This window comes from Bacillus sp. J14TS2 (genome assembly GCF_018333015.1).
GTDB lineage: Bacteria > Bacillota > Bacilli > Bacillales > Bacillaceae_C > Lederbergia.
This window is the reverse complement of record NZ_BORE01000007.1, coordinates 283168-300878: the sequence shown is the minus strand read 5'-3', so window position 1 is coordinate 300878 and position 17711 is coordinate 283168. Positions and strand designations below refer to the sequence as shown.

Annotated in this window: 25 protein-coding genes; all 25 read left to right on the top strand. The window is 41.0% G+C overall.

Annotation, left to right across the window (positions count from 1 at the left end; all coding sequences use genetic code 11):
• Positions 1-40 precede the first annotated feature (40 nt).
• Positions 41-3637, top strand: a complete 3597-nt coding sequence (rpoC, locus tag KI375_RS13200) for a DNA-directed RNA polymerase subunit beta' (RefSeq protein WP_212973932.1) — start codon at positions 41-43, stop codon at positions 3635-3637.
• 149 nt (positions 3638-3786) lie between these two features.
• Positions 3787-4035: a 50S ribosomal protein L7ae-like protein gene (locus tag KI375_RS13195; RefSeq protein ID WP_207453526.1), complete on the top strand. Its 249-nt coding sequence runs from the start codon at positions 3787-3789 to the stop codon at positions 4033-4035.
• Positions 4036-4136: 101 nt separating this feature from the next.
• Positions 4137-4556, top strand: a complete 420-nt coding sequence (gene rpsL / locus KI375_RS13190; RefSeq protein ID WP_057985527.1) for a 30S ribosomal protein S12 — start codon at positions 4137-4139, stop codon at positions 4554-4556.
• A gap of 42 nt (positions 4557-4598) precedes the next feature.
• Entirely contained in the window at positions 4599-5069 is a 471-nt protein-coding gene (rpsG, locus tag KI375_RS13185) for a 30S ribosomal protein S7 (protein ID WP_207453533.1), read from the top strand.
• A 60-nt stretch (positions 5070-5129) separates the two neighbouring features.
• Positions 5130-7208: an elongation factor G gene (gene fusA, locus KI375_RS13180; RefSeq protein WP_212973931.1), complete on the top strand. Its 2079-nt coding sequence runs from the start codon at positions 5130-5132 to the stop codon at positions 7206-7208.
• A gap of 125 nt (positions 7209-7333) precedes the next feature.
• Complete coding sequence (gene tuf / locus KI375_RS13175) at positions 7334-8521, top strand: elongation factor Tu (protein WP_207453537.1); 1188 nt, start codon at positions 7334-7336, stop codon at positions 8519-8521.
• 624 nt (positions 8522-9145) lie between these two features.
• On the top strand, positions 9146-9454 hold the full coding sequence (rpsJ, locus tag KI375_RS13170) for a 30S ribosomal protein S10 (RefSeq protein WP_207451757.1): 309 nt from the start codon (positions 9146-9148) through the stop codon (positions 9452-9454).
• Positions 9455-9490: 36 nt separating this feature from the next.
• Complete coding sequence (rplC, locus tag KI375_RS13165) at positions 9491-10120, top strand: 50S ribosomal protein L3 (protein ID WP_212973930.1); 630 nt, start codon at positions 9491-9493, stop codon at positions 10118-10120.
• Positions 10121-10147: 27 nt separating this feature from the next.
• A complete protein-coding gene (gene rplD / locus KI375_RS13160) occupies positions 10148-10771 on the top strand; it encodes a 50S ribosomal protein L4 (RefSeq protein WP_207451755.1) in 624 nt (207 codons plus the stop codon).
• Positions 10771-11055, top strand: coding sequence for a 50S ribosomal protein L23 (gene rplW, locus KI375_RS13155; RefSeq protein WP_207451754.1), 285 nt, complete (start codon positions 10771-10773; stop codon positions 11053-11055). The genes rplD and rplW overlap by 1 nt, the downstream gene beginning before the upstream one ends.
• A 34-nt stretch (positions 11056-11089) precedes the next feature.
• Positions 11090-11923, top strand: a complete 834-nt coding sequence (gene rplB / locus KI375_RS13150; protein ID WP_212973929.1) for a 50S ribosomal protein L2 — start codon at positions 11090-11092, stop codon at positions 11921-11923.
• A gap of 60 nt (positions 11924-11983) precedes the next feature.
• Entirely contained in the window at positions 11984-12262 is a 279-nt protein-coding gene (gene rpsS / locus KI375_RS13145) for a 30S ribosomal protein S19 (protein ID WP_207451752.1), read from the top strand.
• A gap of 18 nt (positions 12263-12280) precedes the next feature.
• Positions 12281-12622 carry a 50S ribosomal protein L22 gene (gene rplV / locus KI375_RS13140; RefSeq protein ID WP_207451769.1) on the top strand — a complete coding sequence of 114 codons (342 nt, stop codon included), beginning with the start codon at positions 12281-12283 and terminating at the stop codon, positions 12620-12622.
• Positions 12623-12625: 3 nt separating this feature from the next.
• Complete coding sequence (gene rpsC, locus KI375_RS13135) at positions 12626-13282, top strand: 30S ribosomal protein S3 (protein WP_212973928.1); 657 nt, start codon at positions 12626-12628, stop codon at positions 13280-13282.
• A gap of 2 nt (positions 13283-13284) precedes the next feature.
• Positions 13285-13719 carry a 50S ribosomal protein L16 gene (gene rplP / locus KI375_RS13130; RefSeq protein WP_212973927.1) on the top strand — a complete coding sequence of 145 codons (435 nt, stop codon included), beginning with the start codon at positions 13285-13287 and terminating at the stop codon, positions 13717-13719.
• Positions 13709-13915: a 50S ribosomal protein L29 gene (rpmC, locus tag KI375_RS13125; protein ID WP_207451749.1), complete on the top strand. Its 207-nt coding sequence runs from the start codon at positions 13709-13711 to the stop codon at positions 13913-13915. The genes rplP and rpmC overlap by 11 nt, the downstream gene beginning before the upstream one ends.
• A gap of 24 nt (positions 13916-13939) precedes the next feature.
• Positions 13940-14203 carry a 30S ribosomal protein S17 gene (rpsQ, locus tag KI375_RS13120; protein ID WP_207451748.1) on the top strand — a complete coding sequence of 88 codons (264 nt, stop codon included), beginning with the start codon at positions 13940-13942 and terminating at the stop codon, positions 14201-14203.
• Positions 14204-14246: 43 nt separating this feature from the next.
• A complete protein-coding gene (rplN, locus tag KI375_RS13115; protein WP_207451747.1) occupies positions 14247-14615 on the top strand; it encodes a 50S ribosomal protein L14 in 369 nt (122 codons plus the stop codon).
• 38 nt (positions 14616-14653) lie between these two features.
• Positions 14654-15016 carry a 50S ribosomal protein L24 gene (gene rplX / locus KI375_RS13110; protein ID WP_212973926.1) on the top strand — a complete coding sequence of 121 codons (363 nt, stop codon included), beginning with the start codon at positions 14654-14656 and terminating at the stop codon, positions 15014-15016.
• Between the two features lie 23 nt (positions 15017-15039).
• Positions 15040-15579, top strand: coding sequence for a 50S ribosomal protein L5 (rplE, locus tag KI375_RS13105; RefSeq protein WP_212973925.1), 540 nt, complete (start codon positions 15040-15042; stop codon positions 15577-15579).
• Between the two features lie 24 nt (positions 15580-15603).
• Complete coding sequence (rpsN, locus tag KI375_RS13100) at positions 15604-15789, top strand: 30S ribosomal protein S14 (protein WP_212973924.1); 186 nt, start codon at positions 15604-15606, stop codon at positions 15787-15789.
• Positions 15790-15818: 29 nt separating this feature from the next.
• Positions 15819-16217 carry a 30S ribosomal protein S8 gene (rpsH, locus tag KI375_RS13095; RefSeq protein ID WP_207451743.1) on the top strand — a complete coding sequence of 133 codons (399 nt, stop codon included), beginning with the start codon at positions 15819-15821 and terminating at the stop codon, positions 16215-16217.
• A 33-nt stretch (positions 16218-16250) separates the two neighbouring features.
• Entirely contained in the window at positions 16251-16787 is a 537-nt protein-coding gene (rplF, locus tag KI375_RS13090) for a 50S ribosomal protein L6 (protein ID WP_207451742.1), read from the top strand.
• A 32-nt stretch (positions 16788-16819) separates the two neighbouring features.
• The gene (gene rplR / locus KI375_RS13085; protein ID WP_212973923.1) at positions 16820-17182 is read left to right on the top strand and encodes a 50S ribosomal protein L18; all 363 of its coding nucleotides are present in this window, start codon (positions 16820-16822) and stop codon (positions 17180-17182) included.
• Positions 17183-17204: 22 nt separating this feature from the next.
• Positions 17205-17705, top strand: a complete 501-nt coding sequence (gene rpsE, locus KI375_RS13080; RefSeq protein ID WP_207451740.1) for a 30S ribosomal protein S5 — start codon at positions 17205-17207, stop codon at positions 17703-17705.
• Positions 17706-17711: the final 6 nt, after the last annotated feature.

Here is a 17711-nt window from a genome sequence, read left to right as displayed (position 1 = left end):
AATGGGTAAAAACCTGTAGACGAAAAGGGAGGTAGGCCCCTTGCTGGATGTTAATAATTTTGAGTATATGAAAATAGGCCTTGCTTCACCGGACAAAATTCGTTCTTGGTCATTCGGAGAAGTCAAGAAACCAGAAACGATTAATTATCGTACTTTAAAGCCCGAAAAAGATGGTTTGTTTTGTGAACGAATTTTTGGACCTTCTAAAGATTGGGAATGTCACTGTGGGAAGTATAAACGTGTTCGTTACAAAGGCGTTGTTTGTGATCGTTGTGGTGTAGAAGTAACACGTACGAAAGTACGGAGAGAAAGAATGGGGCATATTGAATTAGCGGCTCCTGTTTCTCATATTTGGTACTTTAAAGGAATACCAAGCAGGATGGGACTTGTTTTAGACATGTCCCCTCGTGCCCTTGAAGAGATTATCTATTTTGCTTCTTACGTTGTAACAGACGTAGGAGATACAACACTAGATAAAAAACAACTTTTGTCTGAGAAGGAATATCGTTTATATCGTGAAAAATACGGTACCAAGTTCCAAGCTTCCATGGGTGCAGAAGCCATTAAGAAGCTTTTACAGGATATTGACTTGGAAAAAGAAGTAGACCAATTGAAGGACGAATTGAAGACGGCACAAGGGCAACGCCGTACACGTGCCATTAAACGTCTTGAGGTTTTAGAAGCCTTTCGCCATTCTGGAAACGATCCTGACTGGATGATTTTAGATGTTCTTCCTGTCATTCCGCCAGAATTACGCCCAATGGTGCAATTAGAAGGTGGTCGTTTTGCTACTTCGGATTTAAATGACTTATATCGTCGTGTAATCAACCGTAATAATCGACTAAAAAGATTATTAGACCTTGGAGCTCCAAGTATTATTGTTCAAAATGAGAAACGTATGCTTCAAGAAGCGGTTGATGCGTTGATTGATAATGGAAGAAGAGGAAGACCTGTTACAGGACCAGGAAATCGCCCGCTAAAATCTTTGTCTCACATGTTAAAAGGAAAACAAGGACGTTTCCGGCAAAACTTGCTTGGAAAACGGGTTGATTACTCAGGTCGTTCTGTTATTGTCGTTGGGCCACATTTGAAAATGTACCAATGTGGTTTACCGAAGGAAATGGCGTTAGAGTTATTTAAGCCATTTGTTATGAAGGAACTGGTTGAAAAGAATCTTGCCCATAATATTAAGAGTGCAAAAAGGAAGATTGAACGTGTGCATCCAGAAGTTTGGGATGTCCTAGAAGATGTCATCCGTGAGCATCCTGTTCTATTGAACCGGGCACCAACTCTTCACAGACTTGGTATTCAGGCTTTTGAACCTACTCTTGTAGAGGGTAGAGCGATTCGTTTGCACCCACTCGTTTGTACAGCATATAATGCAGACTTTGATGGTGACCAAATGGCTGTTCACGTTCCTTTGTCTGCTGAAGCGCAAGCTGAAGCACGTATATTAATGTTAGCGGCGCAAAACATTCTAAACCCTAGAGATGGAAAGCCAGTCGTTACACCTTCTCAGGATATGGTGCTTGGAAACTATTATCTGACATTAGAGCGTGAAAACGCAGATGGAGAAGGAATGGTATTCAAGGACACGAATGAGGCATTACTTGCCTATCAAACTGGGTATGTGCACTTGCATTCGCGTATTGCGATTCATGCTAATTCTTTAGTAAACGAAACTTTTACAGATGAGCAAAGGAAGAAATTACTCGTTACAACGGTTGGTAAGATTATTTTTAACGAAATCCTTCCACCATCGTTTCCGTTTATTAATGAACCAACTGATGAAAACCTTGTGGATAATACACCGGATCGTTACTTTATTGAAACGACCGAAAATGTGAAAGAACATATTGAAAAGCAACCACTTATTCTTCCGTTCAGGAAAAAAATATTAGGTAATATTATCTCTGAAATATTCAAGAGATTCCAAGTAACGGAAACATCGAAAATGCTGGACCGCATGAAGAGTCTTGGATTCAAATACTCCACTAAAGCAGGGATAACAGTTGGAGTATCAGATATTGTTGTACTTCGTGAAAAGGAAGTCATTTTGCAAGAAGCTCAAACAAAAGTAGACAACGTGATGAAGCAATTCAGACGTGGTCTGATTACTGAAGAAGAACGTTATGATCGTGTAATCTCGATCTGGAGCGCTGCGAAGGATACGATTCAAGATAAATTGATGGGCTCTTTAGAAAGATTAAATCCTATTTTCATGATGAGTGATTCAGGTGCAAGGGGTAACGCTTCTAACTTTACACAGTTAGCGGGTATGCGCGGATTGATGGCTAACCCGGCTGGTAGGATTATTGAGTTGCCGATTAAATCAAGTTTCCGTGAAGGATTAACGGTACTGGAATACTTTATCTCCACTCACGGAGCACGTAAAGGTCTAGCCGATACCGCCTTAAAAACAGCTGACTCAGGTTACTTAACACGTCGTCTTGTTGATGTAGCGCAAGATGTCATTATTCGCGAAGATGATTGTGGTACAGACCGTGGACTTCGCGTTGCGGCACTGAAAGATGGCACTGAAGTAATTGAGACACTAGAGGAACGTTTGATTGGACGTTTTGCAAGAAGCAAAATTGTTCATCCGGAAACAGGGGAAATCCTTGCCCACGAAAATGAATTAATTAATGAAGATATGGCGAAAGAAATTGAAAATGCGGGCGTGGAAGAGGCTTGGATTCGCTCGGCCTTTACATGTAATACCCGTCATGGTGTCTGTAAGAAATGTTATGGCCGTAACCTAGCTACAGGATCTATTGTAGATGTAGGAGAAGCTGTCGGTATCATAGCGGCACAATCTATTGGGGAGCCAGGTACTCAATTAACAATGAGAACCTTCCATACAGGTGGTGTAGCAGGTGATGATATTACTCAAGGTTTGCCACGTATCCAAGAGCTATTTGAAGCTCGTAATCCTAAAGGGCAATCCATCATCACTGAAATTGGCGGGGTTGTAACCTCTATTTCGGAAGGCCGTGACCGCCAGCAAGAGATTGTGATTCAAGGGAAAATTGAGTCTCGGACTTACAATGCACCATATACATCTCGCTTGAAAGTGGCGGTAAATGATGAGGTGGCACGAGGTCAAGAGCTCACAGAAGGTTCTGTCGATCCGAAAGAACTTCTACGTATACTCGATGTAAAAGCTGTTCAAGAGTATCTGTTGCGTGAAGTTCAGAAGGTTTATCGTATGCAAGGGGTAGAAATTGGAGATAAGCACGTAGAAGTGATGGTTCGTCAGATGCTTAGAAAGGTCAGAGTAACAGATGCTGGAGATACAGATGTACTACCAGGTACTCTGCTTGATATCCACCAGTTTACTGAAGCGAACAACAAGACCCTTTTAGAAGGGAATCAACCTGCGATTGGACGTCCGATTCTACTTGGTATTACGAAAGCATCTCTGGAGACAGATTCATTCCTATCTGCTGCTTCCTTCCAAGAAACGACTCGCGTACTTACCGATGCAGCGATCAAAGGTAAGCGAGATGAACTTCTTGGTCTGAAGGAAAATGTTATTATCGGTAAACTTGTCCCTGCTGGGACAGGAATGCAACGGTACCGTAAAATGTCTGTTGCGGCACGAAAAGAAAAAGAACAACTAGAATCAGCAGAATAACTAGCTCGAAATTGATGACCCCGTCGAGATCATCTCGGCGGGATCATTTTTCACGATATTTTTGCAATTGTTATTGACAATGAAAATAGCAAATGATACTATATTCAAGGTGAACTTACATTAACCTGTTACTTTGGGGGTTATGACAATTGCCTTATAAAAAAGTGTTACAGGCTGAGAATGTAATCATTGGTACAAAACAGACAGTAAGAGCCCTTAAATCAGGGCATGTCCTTGAGGTTTTACTCGCATCGGATGCAGAACCGCGAATTATACATCCAATTATTCAGGTTGCTGAAGAAGTGAACGTACCTATTACTATGGTTGACTCTATGAGAGAACTTGGTAAGGCGTGCGGTATAGATGTTGGAGCAACAGCTGCTGCGATCTTAATTTAAGCTGTTTTTGCAGGGTATAAACTGCAAAAACTTGTTTTTTTGCTTTAAAAAGAACCACCTGGATGTGTGGGCTTAACAAACTATGAAAGGAGGAAACATCAATGCCTACAATTAATCAATTAGTACGTAAACGTAGAAAGTCAAAAGTTACGACTTCTGACTCACCAGCTCTTAATAAAGGCTATAATAGTTTTAAAAAGATTAATACGGATTTGTCTTCACCACAAAAGCGTGGTGTATGTACACGTGTAGGAACAATGACACCGAAAAAGCCAAACTCGGCACTACGTAAATATGCTCGTGTGCGTCTTACAAATGGAATCGAGGTAACAGCTTATATTCCAGGAATCGGCCATAACCTACAAGAACATAGTGTTGTTCTAATCCGTGGAGGTCGTGTAAAGGATTTACCGGGTGTTCGTTACCATATCGTTCGCGGCGCTTTAGATACTGCCGGTGTTGAAAACCGTGCTCAAAGCCGTTCAAAATATGGAACAAAAAAACCAAAAGCTAAAAAGTAATAAAAGAGAAATGAATGTATTTAATTGAAAGGAGGAAAGAACATGCCACGTAAAGGACCTGTAGCTAAAAGAGATGTATTGCCAGATCCACTCCATAACTCTAAGCTTGTAACTCGTTTGGTGAACAAGCTAATGGTTGATGGGAAGAAGGGAAAGGCGCAAAGTATTCTTTACTCTGCTTTTGACCTTATTCAAGAACGTGCAGGCAAAGATCCAATGGAAGTATTTGATCAAGCCTTGAAAAATATTATGCCAGTTTTAGAAGTTAGAGCTCGCCGTGTAGGTGGTGCTAACTATCAAGTACCAGTTGAAGTCCGTCCAGAACGTCGTTCAACTCTTGGATTACGTTGGTTAGTTAACTATGCTCGTCTTCGCGGAGAAAAAACGATGGAAGAGCGTTTAGCTAACGAAATTATGGATGCTGCTAATAATACTGGCGCTTCTGTGAAAAAACGTGAAGAGACTCATAAAATGGCAGAAGCAAATAAAGCATTTGCTCACTACCGCTGGTAAGATAAACCAACTATTATATATAATAGTAAAACTAATCATCCTAGGAAGGAGAAATACGAAATGCCAAGAGACTTCTCCTTAGAAAAGACACGTAATATCGGCATTATGGCCCATATTGACGCCGGTAAAACAACTACTACAGAACGTATTCTTTTCTATACAGGGCGCATTCATAAAATTGGTGAAACACACGAAGGTGCTTCACAAATGGACTGGATGGAGCAAGAGCAAGAGCGCGGTATTACGATTACATCTGCTGCAACAACGGCAGAATGGAAAGGACATCGTGTAAACATCATTGACACTCCTGGACACGTAGACTTCACCGTTGAAGTTGAACGTTCCCTGAGAGTTCTTGATGGAGCGGTTACCGTTCTTGATGCTCAATCTGGTGTTGAGCCACAAACTGAAACAGTTTGGCGCCAAGCAACAACATATGGAGTGCCACGTATTGTTTTCGTTAATAAAATGGATAAGATCGGCGCTGATTTCCTTTATTCTGTTAGTACGATCCGTGATCGCTTGCAGGCTAATGCACATCCGGTTCAATTACCAATTGGAGCGGAAGACACATTTAAAGGTATGGTCGACCTTATTGAAATGAAAGCTTGGTTTTATGAAAGTGATGATCCACAAGATCCAATCGAGGGAGAGATTCCTGCTGATCTTCAAGATAAAGCAGATGAATTGCGCACAAGCTTAATTGAAGCTGTAGCTGAACTTGATGAAGATCTTATGATGAAATATCTTGAAGGTGAAGAGATTTCCGTTGAGGAATTAAAAGCAGCAATCCGTGTTGCAACATTGAAGGTAGAATTTTACCCAGTTCTTTGCGGTACAGCTTTTAAAAACAAAGGTGTTCAAAAAATGCTGGATGCGGTTATCGATTATTTACCAGCACCAACAGATATTGAGTCAATTAAAGGGATTATTCCAGATACTGATGAAGAAATTGCTCGTCATGCTGATGACAGTGAACCATTCTCAGCACTTGCGTTTAAAGTTATGACGGATCCATATGTTGGACGTCTAACGTTCTTCCGTGTTTATTCTGGACAATTGAACTCTGGATCTTATGTCCAGAACTCAACAAAAGGTAAACGTGAGCGGGTTGGACGTATTCTTTTGATGCATGCTAACCACCGTGAAGAAATCAACACTGTTTACAGTGGAGACATCGCTGCGGCTGTTGGCTTGAAAGATACGGCGACGGGGGATACATTATGTGATGAAAAGGAACTTGTTATCCTTGAATCAATGGAATTCCCGGAACCAGTTATTAGTGTTGCGGTTGAACCTAAATCCAAGGCAGACCAGGATAAAATGGGTGCAGCTCTTGCTAAATTGCAGGAGGAAGATCCAACATTCCGTGCAGAGACAAATCCTGAAACAGGTCAGGTTGTTATCTCAGGAATGGGTGAGCTTCATCTAGATGTTCTTGTTGACCGTATGAAGCGTGAATTTAAGGTTGAGGCGAATGTGGGTGCTCCACAGGTTTCTTACCGTGAAACATTCCGTACTAGTGCACAAGTTGAAGGGAAGTTCATTCGTCAGTCTGGTGGACGTGGACAATTTGGTCATGTATGGATTGAATTTAGTCCAAACGAAGAAGGAAAAGGCTTTGAATTTGAAAACGCGATTGTCGGTGGGGTTGTTCCTCGTGAATATATTCCAGCAGTTCAAGCGGGTCTTGAAGATTCAATGGATAATGGTGTCATTGCCGGATATCCTTTAATTGATATTAAGGCAAAGCTTTATGATGGATCTTATCATGATGTTGACTCCAATGAAATGGCCTTTAGAATTGCTGCTTCTATGGCTTTAAGAAATGCAGCAAAGAAATGTGATCCAGTATTGCTTGAACCACTTATGAAAGTAGAAGTTGTTATTCCTGAGGAGTATCTAGGTGATATTATGGGGGATATAACTTCTCGTCGTGGCCGTGTTGAAGGAATGGATGCACGTGGAAATGCACAGGTAGTAAAAGCCTTTGTTCCACTTTCAGAGATGTTCGGTTACGCAACATCCCTACGTTCTAATACACAAGGCCGCGGAGTCTACACAATGTTCTTTGATCACTATGAAGAAGTGCCAAAGTCCATTGCTGAAGAAATTACGAAAAAAAATAACGGCGAATAATTGATTTTATTCGTACAATCAAGTATAACTACTAATAGATATGCATTGAGTCGCTAAAAAATGATTCCTTTATTTTAAGGCGTCTCTAATACTTACTATTTTTTAATTAAAAGGAGGATTTCCTAATGGCTAAGGAAAAATTTGATCGTTCCAAATCACATGCTAATATTGGTACTATTGGTCACGTTGACCACGGTAAAACTACTCTTACAGCTGCTATCACAACTGTTATGGCAAAGCGTGGTGGCGCAGAAGCAAGAGGTTATGATATGATCGATAACGCTCCAGAAGAGCGCGAGCGTGGAATTACAATCTCTACTTCACACGTTGAATATGAAACTGATTCTCGTCACTATGCACACGTTGACTGCCCAGGACACGCTGACTATGTTAAAAACATGATCACTGGTGCTGCCCAAATGGACGGCGCAATCCTAGTTGTTTCAGCTGCTGATGGCCCAATGCCACAAACTCGTGAGCATATTCTTTTATCACGTAACGTAGGTGTTCCTTACATCGTTGTATTTATGAACAAATGCGATATGGTAGATGACGAAGAACTACTTGAACTAGTAGAAATGGAAATTCGTGACCTTCTATCTGAATATGACTTCCCTGGAGATGACATTCCTGTAATCAAAGGTTCTGCTCTTAAAGCTCTTGAAGGCGAAGCAGAATGGGAAGAAAAAATTGATGAATTGATGGCTGCTGTTGACGAATATATTCCAACTCCAGAACGTGACACTGACAAGCCATTCATGATGCCTGTTGAGGATGTTTTCTCAATTACAGGACGTGGAACAGTTGCAACTGGCCGTGTTGAACGTGGTCAAGTTAAAGTCGGTGATGAGATCGAAATTATTGGTCTTGCAGAAGAAGCGGCTAAAACAACTGTAACAGGTGTTGAAATGTTCCGTAAGCTTCTAGACTATGCTGAAGCTGGAGATAACATTGGTGCACTACTTCGTGGTGTTGCTCGTGAAGATATCCAACGTGGTCAAGTATTGGCTAAACCTGGATCTATCACTCCACATACTAACTTCAAAGCTGAAGTTTATGTGCTTTCTAAAGAAGAAGGTGGACGTCATACTCCATTCTTCACAAACTATCGTCCACAATTCTATTTCCGTACTACTGATGTAACTGGAATCGTTAATCTTCCAGAAGGTACTGAAATGGTTATGCCTGGCGATAACATCGAAATGACAGTAGAATTGATCTCTCCAATCGCGATTGAAGACGGAACTCGTTTCTCTATTCGTGAAGGTGGACGTACTGTTGGTTCTGGTGTTGTAAGTAGTATTCAAAAGTAATTGAAATATGGAGCAAACAGATATCCTCTGTTTGCTCTTTTTTTGTCTAGATATGAGTAGTAGTTTGCGGTTCGATTGAAGAATCAGCCCGATCGCCTAGCCTCGAGAGGCTCGCAGGATGCGAGTCTGCGAATAACCCAGCCTATAGTGATCGCTCCGCGCTTTTGTTTCTAGTTTAGGAAATTATAAAATGTAGCTTGTGGATAACTGCTTATGTCGCAGTCGGCATCCAGCTCCAGCGCCCAGCGACTAGCAAACTTTCAGCTTCTTCCTACGATAAGTCAACATCGGCTCATACTTCGCCGTGTATCCTTTATCTCGTCAGAAGCTTAAAAAGTTTGTACGTCCCTAAACGGGCGCTTGCGCTTTTGTTCCTTCTTCCAATATTTACGAGCTTGTTTCTTAGTAAAAAACTTTGTATAATCATTTAGGTAATTCATTGTTGAAATTATATAGATTGCTATTGCATCTGGGTTTGAATTTCTGTATAATGAATAATGTTGGTCTTTGACTGCGTTGATGTGGAAGGTTGCTGACACACCCGGCCGCTTTGCCATGGCGAGTGTGTGGGAAATTTTCACGGAGTAAGTCTATTTCAAAAATAGACGAAAAGGAGGGAAAGTAATGGCAAAACAAAAGATTCGTATCAGATTGAAGGCTTATGATCATAGAATTTTGGATCAATCAGCTGAAAAAATTGTTGAAACTGCAAAACGTTCAGGAGCAAGTGTCTCAGGGCCGATTCCATTGCCAACTGAGAAAACTATTTACACAGTTCTTCGTGCGGTGCACAAATATAAGGATTCTCGTGAACAATTCGAAATGCGTACGCATAAACGTCTAATCGATATTAATAATCCTACTCCACAAACAGTAGATTCTCTAATGAGACTAGACTTGCCGTCAGGCGTTGACATTGAAATCAAATTATAATAAATATATTTAAATGAAAATCAGGAGGTGTGACTTATGACCAAAGGAATCTTGGGTAGAAAAATTGGTATGACACAGGTTTTTGCTGAAAATGGTGAATTGATCCCTGTTACAGTCATTGAAGCTGCCCCAAACGTAGTGCTTCAAAAGAAGACGATTGAAACAGATGGATATGAAGCTGTGCAACTTGGTTTTGACGAAAAACGTGATATTCTTTCAAATAAACCAGAAAAGGGACATGTTGCGAAAGCAAACACTGCACCTAAGCGCTTCGTCCGTGAATTTAACGGAGTAAACATAAATGAGTATGAAGTTGGTCAAGAAGTCAAAGTAGATATTTTCGCAGAAGGCGATTTAGTAGATGTTTCAGGAATTTCTAAAGGGAAAGGATTCCAAGGCGCTATTAAACGTCATGGTCAATCTCGTGGACCAATGTCTCACGGTTCTCGTTATCATAGAAGACCTGGTTCAATGGGAGCTGTTGACCCTGCGCGTGTATTTAAGCAAAAGGCGTTACCTGGTCGCATGGGTGGCGAAAAAATTACCATTCAAAACTTGCCAATAGTAAAGGTTGACGCTGAGCGTAATCTTATCTTAGTAAAAGGGAACGTACCTGGACCTAAGAAGGCATTATTGGAAGTTAAAACAGGAATAAAAGTGAAGTAATACATTCATAGAAAGGAGGAAATAAGAATGCCGAAAGTAGCATTATACAGTCAAGCAGGCTCTAAGGTTGGTGATATTGACCTTAATGAATCTGTTTTTGGAATTGAACCAAACAAGGATGTCTTGTTTGAAGCAATTGTTATGCAAAGAGCTTCCTTAAGACAAGGAACTGCAAAAGTAAAAAATCGTTCAGAAGTACGTGGCGGCGGTGCGAAGCCGTGGCGCCAAAAAGGAACTGGTCGTGCTCGTCAAGGTTCCATCCGTTCTCCACAATGGCGTGGCGGTGGTACTGTATTTGGTCCTGTTCCACGTAGCTACAGCTACAAACTTCCGAAGAAAGTACGCCGTTTAGCGATTAAATCGGCATTATCCACAAAGGTTAGTGAGGAAAGTCTTCTTGTACTAGAATCACTTAACTTTGATACACCAAAAACAAAGGAATTTGTTAAAGTATTAGCAAATCTTCCTGTTGGTAAAAAAGCTTTAGTAGTGACAGATACTGTGAATGAGAATGTTGAGTTGTCAGGGAGAAATATACCTGGAGTAACCATCATTGATGCATCTAACCTAAATGTTTTAGATGTCAGCAATCATCAGACATTGATCTTAACGAAAGCTGCAGTTGAAAAAGTAGAGGAGGTGCTTGGGTAATGGATGTACGTGATGTTATTAAGCGCCCCATCATTACAGAACGTTCTATGGAACAAACGGCTGTTAAAAAGTACACTTTTGAAGTAGACGTTAAGGCGAATAAAACACTGATCAAAACGGCTGTAGAGCAAATTTTTGAAGTGAAAGTTGAAAAAGTAAATGTCCTTAACTATAAAGGAAAATTCAAGCGCATGGGTCGTTTTGTTGGTTATACAAACAAGCGCCGCAAAGCTGTTGTTACGCTAACTGAAGACAGCAATGAAATTGAATTTTTCGAAGTGTAAATTGGCATAAATTATAAAAAGAGGAGGGAACAAAATGGCGATCAAGAAATACAAACCTACCACAAACGGACGTCGTAATATGACAAGTTTGGATTTCTCTGAAATTACAACAAACAAACCGGAGAAAAGCTTACTTGAGCCTCTTAACAGAAAAGGCGGCCGTAACAACCAAGGTAGAATGACAGTTCGTCATCGTGGTGGTGGACATAAGCGTCAATATCGTGTGATTGATTTTAAACGAATCAAAGATGGTATACCAGGACGCGTTGCTACAATTGAATATGATCCAAACCGTTCCGCGAACATTGCACTAATTCATTATCATGATGGGGAGAAGCGCTATATACTTGCCCCGAAAAATCTCAAAGTTGGTATGGATGTAATGTCTGGTCCAGACGCAGATATTAAGGTCGGAAATACTCTTCCATTAGCTAACATTCCAGTGGGTACCGTTGTACACAATATTGAATTGAAGCCAGGCGGAGGCGGACAATTGGTTCGTTCTGCAGGAACTTCTGCTCAAGTACTCGGTAAAGAAGGAACGAAATACGTTTTAGTTCGTTTGAATTCTGGTGAAGTTCGTATGATCCTTGCGACATGTCGTGCTTCCATTGGTCAAGTTGGTAACGAACAACATGAGCTTGTGAATGTAGGAAAAGCCGGTCGCTCTCGTTGGCAAGGCAAGCGTCCACACGTTCGCGGATCTGTTATGAACCCGAATGATCATCCACACGGTGGTGGGGAAGGACGTACACCAATTGGCCGTAAATCACCAGTTACACCTTGGGGTAAACCAACACTTGGTTATAAAACACGTAAGAAGAACAATAAATCAGATAAATTTATTGTGCGTCGTCGTAAAAAATAACGGGATTGATCTACGGTTCCAAGATAGGGCCGTAGCACAATCGCGAAGGGAGGTTCTAGTATGGGACGTAGCCTAAAAAAAGGCCCATTCGCAGATGAGCATTTGCTCGCAAAGGTGGAAAAATTGAATGAAAGTGACAAGAAACAGGTTGTAAAAACTTGGTCTCGTCGTTCAACAGTTTTCCCTAGTTTTGTTGGACACACTATTGCAGTCTACGATGGTCGTAAACATGTACCAGTATATATTAGTGAAGATATGGTAGGCCATAAACTTGGTGAATTTGCGCCAAGCCGCAGTTACAGAGGTCATGCCGGAGACGATAGAAAAACTAAACGCTAATGAGAGGAGGGCAACATGATGCAAGCTAAAGCCGTTGCTAAAACAGTACGAATTGCTCCTCGTAAAGCACGTCTCGTCGTTGATCTTATTCGAGGAAAGCAAGTGGGCGATGCAGTTTCTATTTTGAAACTAACTCCGAGAGCTGCCTCCCCAATCGTTGAAAAGCTGTTGAATTCTGCGATCGCAAATGCAGAGCACAACTATGATATGGACATTAATAATCTATTGGTTTCTCAGGTTTATGTTGATGAAGGACCAACAATGAAAAGATTTCGTCCACGCGCGCAAGGTCGTGCAAGTCAAATTAACAAACGCACAAGCCATATTACAATTGTGCTATCTGAAAAGAAGGAGGGGTAATACGTGGGTCAAAAAGTTAATCCAATCGGTATGCGTATCGGTGTCATTCGTGACTGGGAATCTAAGTGGTATGCCGACAAAGAATATGCAACGTTATTGCATGAGGATATTAAAATTCGCGAATACATTGCAAAGCGTTTAGCTGATGCATCTGTATCACGTGTTGAAATTGAACGTGCTGCAAACCGCGTAAACATCACGGTCCATACTGCCAAGCCTGGAATGGTTATTGGTAAAGGTGGTAGTGAAGTTGAAGCTTTACGTAAAGCTCTAAATAAACTTACGAACAAAAGAGTTCATATTAACATTATTGAAATTAAAAGGGCTGACCTTGATGCGAAATTGGTAGCAGAAAATATTGCACGCCAATTGGAAAATCGCGTATCTTTCCGTCGTGCGCAAAAGCAAGCTATCCAACGTACGATGCGTGCAGGTGCAGATGGAATTAGAACAATGGTATCAGGCCGCCTTGGTGGAGCTGATATAGCTCGTGCTGAACATTATAGCGAAGGAACTGTTCCACTTCATACACTTCGTGCTGATATTGATTATGCTCATGCTGAAGCAGACACTACCTATGGTAAACTTGGTGTGAAAGTATGGATTTATCGTGGAGAGATCCTTCCAGAAAAGAAAAAATCTGTGGAAGGAGGAAAATAACCATGTTAATGCCTAAACGTGTTAAATATCGTCGTGAACATCGCGGTAGAATGCGTGGCCGTGCAAAAGGTGGAACGGAAGTTTCATTTGGAGATTACGGTCTACAAGCTACAGAAGCATCTTGGATTACAAGCCGCCAAATTGAAGCAGCGAGAATTGCGATGACTCGTTATATGAAACGTGGCGGTAACGTGTGGATTAAAATTTTCCCTCACAAGCCATATACAGCTAAACCTCTAGAAGTTCGGATGGGTTCCGGTAAAGGGGCACCTGAAGGATGGGTAGCGGTTGTAAAACCTGGAAAGATTATGTTTGAAATTGCTGGAGTTCCTGAAGAGGTAGCAAGAGAAGCTCTTCGTCTAGCTGCACATAAACTACCTATTAAAACGAAATTTGTAAAACGAGAAGAAATTGGTGGTGAACCAAATGAAGGCTAAAGAAATCCGTGATCTAACCACTGCCGAAATTGAACAAAACGTAAAATCCTTGAAGGAAGAATTATTTAACCTTCGCTTCCAACTAGCTACTGGGCAACTTGAAAACACTGCCCGCCTTCGCGAAGTTCGCAAATCAATTGCTCGATTGAAAACTATCGTTCGTGAAAGAGAATTAGAAGCTGAAGTTAACAATTGATAACGGAGAGGAGGTAAGCGTAAAATGAGTGAACGCAATCAGCGTAAAGTTTATACAGGACGTGTGGTTTCTGACAAAATGGATAAAACCATCACTGTTATGGTTGAAACTTACAAAAAGCATTCTTTGTACGGCAAGCGCGTTAAGTATTCTAAGAAATTCAAAGCTCATGATGAACAGAACGAAGCGAAAATCGGTGATGTAGTTCGTATTATGGAAACTCGTCCACTATCAGCTACAAAACGTTTTCGTTTAGAAGAGGTTGTTGAGAAAGCAATCATTATTTAATGACATGATTCGGATACATGCTTTCCGAAGGGAGGTAAACTAGATGATTCAACAAGAATCTAGATTGAAAGTTGCTGACAATTCTGGTGCACGTGAAGTACTTACCATCAAGGTCCTAGGTGGGTCAGGCCGTAAAACAGCTAATATTGGTGATGTGATTGTATGTACAGTCAAAAATGCAACACCAGGAGGCGTTGTCAAAAAAGGCGAAGTAGTAAAAGCTGTTATTGTTCGTACAAAAAGCGGCGCACGTCGTCCTGATGGATCTTATATTAAGTTTGATGAAAATGCCTGTGTCATTATTCGTGATGACAAAGCACCTCGCGGAACGCGTATCTTCGGACCCGTTGCACGTGAACTGCGCGAAAGAAATTTCATGAAAATCATCTCTCTGGCTCCAGAGGTTCTTTAATAAAACCATGATACGGTTACTCAAGGAGGTGCGATGCAATGCAAATTAAGTCTGGCGATAAAGTAATGGTTATCTCAGGTAAAGACAAAGGGAAAACTGGTACAGTGCTTGCTGCTTACCCTCAAAAAAGCCGCGTGCTTGTTGAAGGGGTAAATATTGTGAAAAAGCACTCTAAGCCATCACAAGAAAACCCACAAGGTGGAATTGATTCTCGTGAAGCTACGATCCATGCTTCAAATGTTATGGTGATTGATCCAAAATCAAATGAACCAACAAGAATTGGTTATAAACGTGTGACTATTAAAGGCAAGGATGGCGTTGAAAAGCAAGTAAATGTCCGTGTTTCTAAGAAATCCGGTGACATCCTTGATAAAGATGTTGAGAAAAAGATTATAAAGTAAGCAGATGAAGGGAGGTACACGACATGAACCGCCTAAAGGAAAAATTTGATAAAGATATTACTCAAGCTCTAGTGAGCAAGTTTAATTATAAATCAGTAATGGAAGTTCCTAAGATTGAAAAAATCGTCATCAACATGGGTGTTGGGGATGCTGTTCAAAATGCAAAAGTACTTGATAATGCTGTAGAGGAGCTTGGTTACATCACTGGTCAAAAACCAGTTGTGACAAAGGCTAAACACTCTATTGCGGGCTTCCGTCTACGTGAAGGAATGCCAATTGGTGCTAAGGTAACACTTCGTGGAGAGCGTATGTATGATTTCTTTGATAAATTAATTTCAGTATCTCTCCCACGTGTACGTGACTTCCGTGGAATTTCCAAGAAAGCATTTGACGGTCGCGGAAACTACACACTTGGTATTAGAGAACAGTTGATCTTCCCTGAAATTGATTATGATAAAGTAAGCAAAGTCCGCGGTATGGACATTGTAATCGTCACTACGGCGAAAACCGATGAAGAAGCGCGTGAATTATTGACTGCATTTGGAATGCCATTCCAAAAGTAATCGCTAAATAAGGGAGGCGAAAACGTGGCTAAGAAATCAATGGTCGTAAAACAGAAACGTACACCAAAGTTTAAAGTTCAAGAGTATACACGCTGTGAAAGATGTGGTCGTCCACATTCTGTCATTCGTAAATTTAAACTTTGTCGTATTTGTTTCCGTGAACTAGCATACAAAGGTCAAATTCCTGGCGTTAAAAAAGCCAGCTGGTAAGACCGATACTGGGAAGGAGGTAATTCTAAATGGTTATGACTGATCCAATTGCAGATTTGCTTACACGTATCCGCAATGCGAATATGGTACGACATGAGAAATTGGAAATTCCAGCTTCAAATATTAAAAAAGGTGTCGCTGAAATCCTTAAACAAGAAGGATTTGTTCGTGATGTAGAATACATCGAAGATAGTAAGCAAGGTATTATTCGTATTTTTCTAAAATACGGTCCAGATAATGAGCGAGTAATTACAGGTCTAAAGCGTATTAGCAAGCCCGGATTACGGGTTTATGCAAAAGCTAATGAAGTACCGAAAGTACTTAATGGTCTTGGTATTGCAATAGTCTCTACTTCTCAGGGCGTGTTAACGGATAAAGAAGCAAGAGCTAAGCAAGTAGGCGGAGAAGTACTTGCGTATGTATGGTAATAATCTTCTGAAGAACGGAGGTGCGACAGCAATATGTCTCGTATAGGGAAAAAACCAATTGAAATTCCTTCTGGCGTAACAATTGAACAAAATGGGGACACCCTGATTGTGAAAGGGCCAAAAGGTGAATTAACAAATACATTTAATTCAGATATTAGTATTAATATCGAGGGCAGTATTATTAACGTAACTCGTCCGTCTGAGTCTAAACAACACCGCTCCATGCATGGAACAACCCGTTCTCTAGTAGCGAACATGGTTGATGGTGTTTCTAAAGGCTTTGAAAAAGGTCTAGAACTTGTAGGTGTTGGTTACCGTGCACAAAAACAAGGAAATAAGCTTGTTTTGAATGTAGGATACTCACATCCAGTTGAGTTCGAACCTGAAGAGGGAACTGAGATTGAAGTTCCAAGCAACACTAAAATTATTATTAAAGGCTACAATAAAGAAAATGTTGGTGCTTTAGCTTCAAATATTCGTGCCGTTCGTCCACCTGAGCCATATAAAGGCAAGGGAATTCGTTATGAAGGCGAAATGGTTCGTCGTAAAGAGGGTAAAACCGGTAAATAATGCCGCTTAGGTACTGAAAGGAGTGACTCGTATTGATCACCAAACAAGATAAAAACAAGGTGCGTAAAAAGAGACATGCTCGCGTAAGATCAAAATTGAGTGGTACTGAATTGCGTCCGCGTTTGAACGTATATCGTTCTAATCAGAACATCTATGCACAATTGATTGACGATGAAAAAGGCGTAACATTAGCAAGTGCCTCTACCCTTGATAAAGAGCTTAATCTAAAGTCTGCTGGGGATGTAGAGGGTGCTAAGGAAGTAGGAGCACTCATTGCGAAACGCGCTTCTGATAAAGGCTATACATCAGTAGTATTTGATCGAGGCGGATATTTATATCACGGAAGAATTAAAGCATTAGCCGAGGCTGCTCGTGAAAACGGCTTGGAATTTTAATTAAGAAGGAGGGAAATCATAGATGCGACAATTCGATGCGAACAAACTTGAACTAGAAGAACGTGTTGTAACAGTTAACCGTGTAGCAAAAGTGGTTAAAGGTGGTCGTCGCTTCCGTTTTACTGCACTTGTTGTTGTAGGAGACAGAAACGGACATGTTGGCTTTGGTACTGGAAAGGCACAGGAAGTTCCTGATGCAATTCGTAAAGCTATTGAAGATGCTAAGAAGAGCATGGTAGAAGTACCTCTTGTCGGTTCGACTATTCCACATCAGATCATTGGCCGTTTTGGTGGCGGGCAAATCTTACTTAAACCAGGTAGCGAAGGTACAGGAGTTATTGCTGGCGGTCCTGTTCGTGCGGTACTTGAGCTTGCAGGAGTTGCAGATATTACATCTAAATCACTTGGTTCAAGCACACCAATTAATATGGTTCGTGCTACTATTGAAGGAATCAAAAATTTAAAACGTGCTGAAGATGTTGCGAAATTACGTAATAAAACAGTAGAAGAGCTGTTAGGCTAAGGGGGG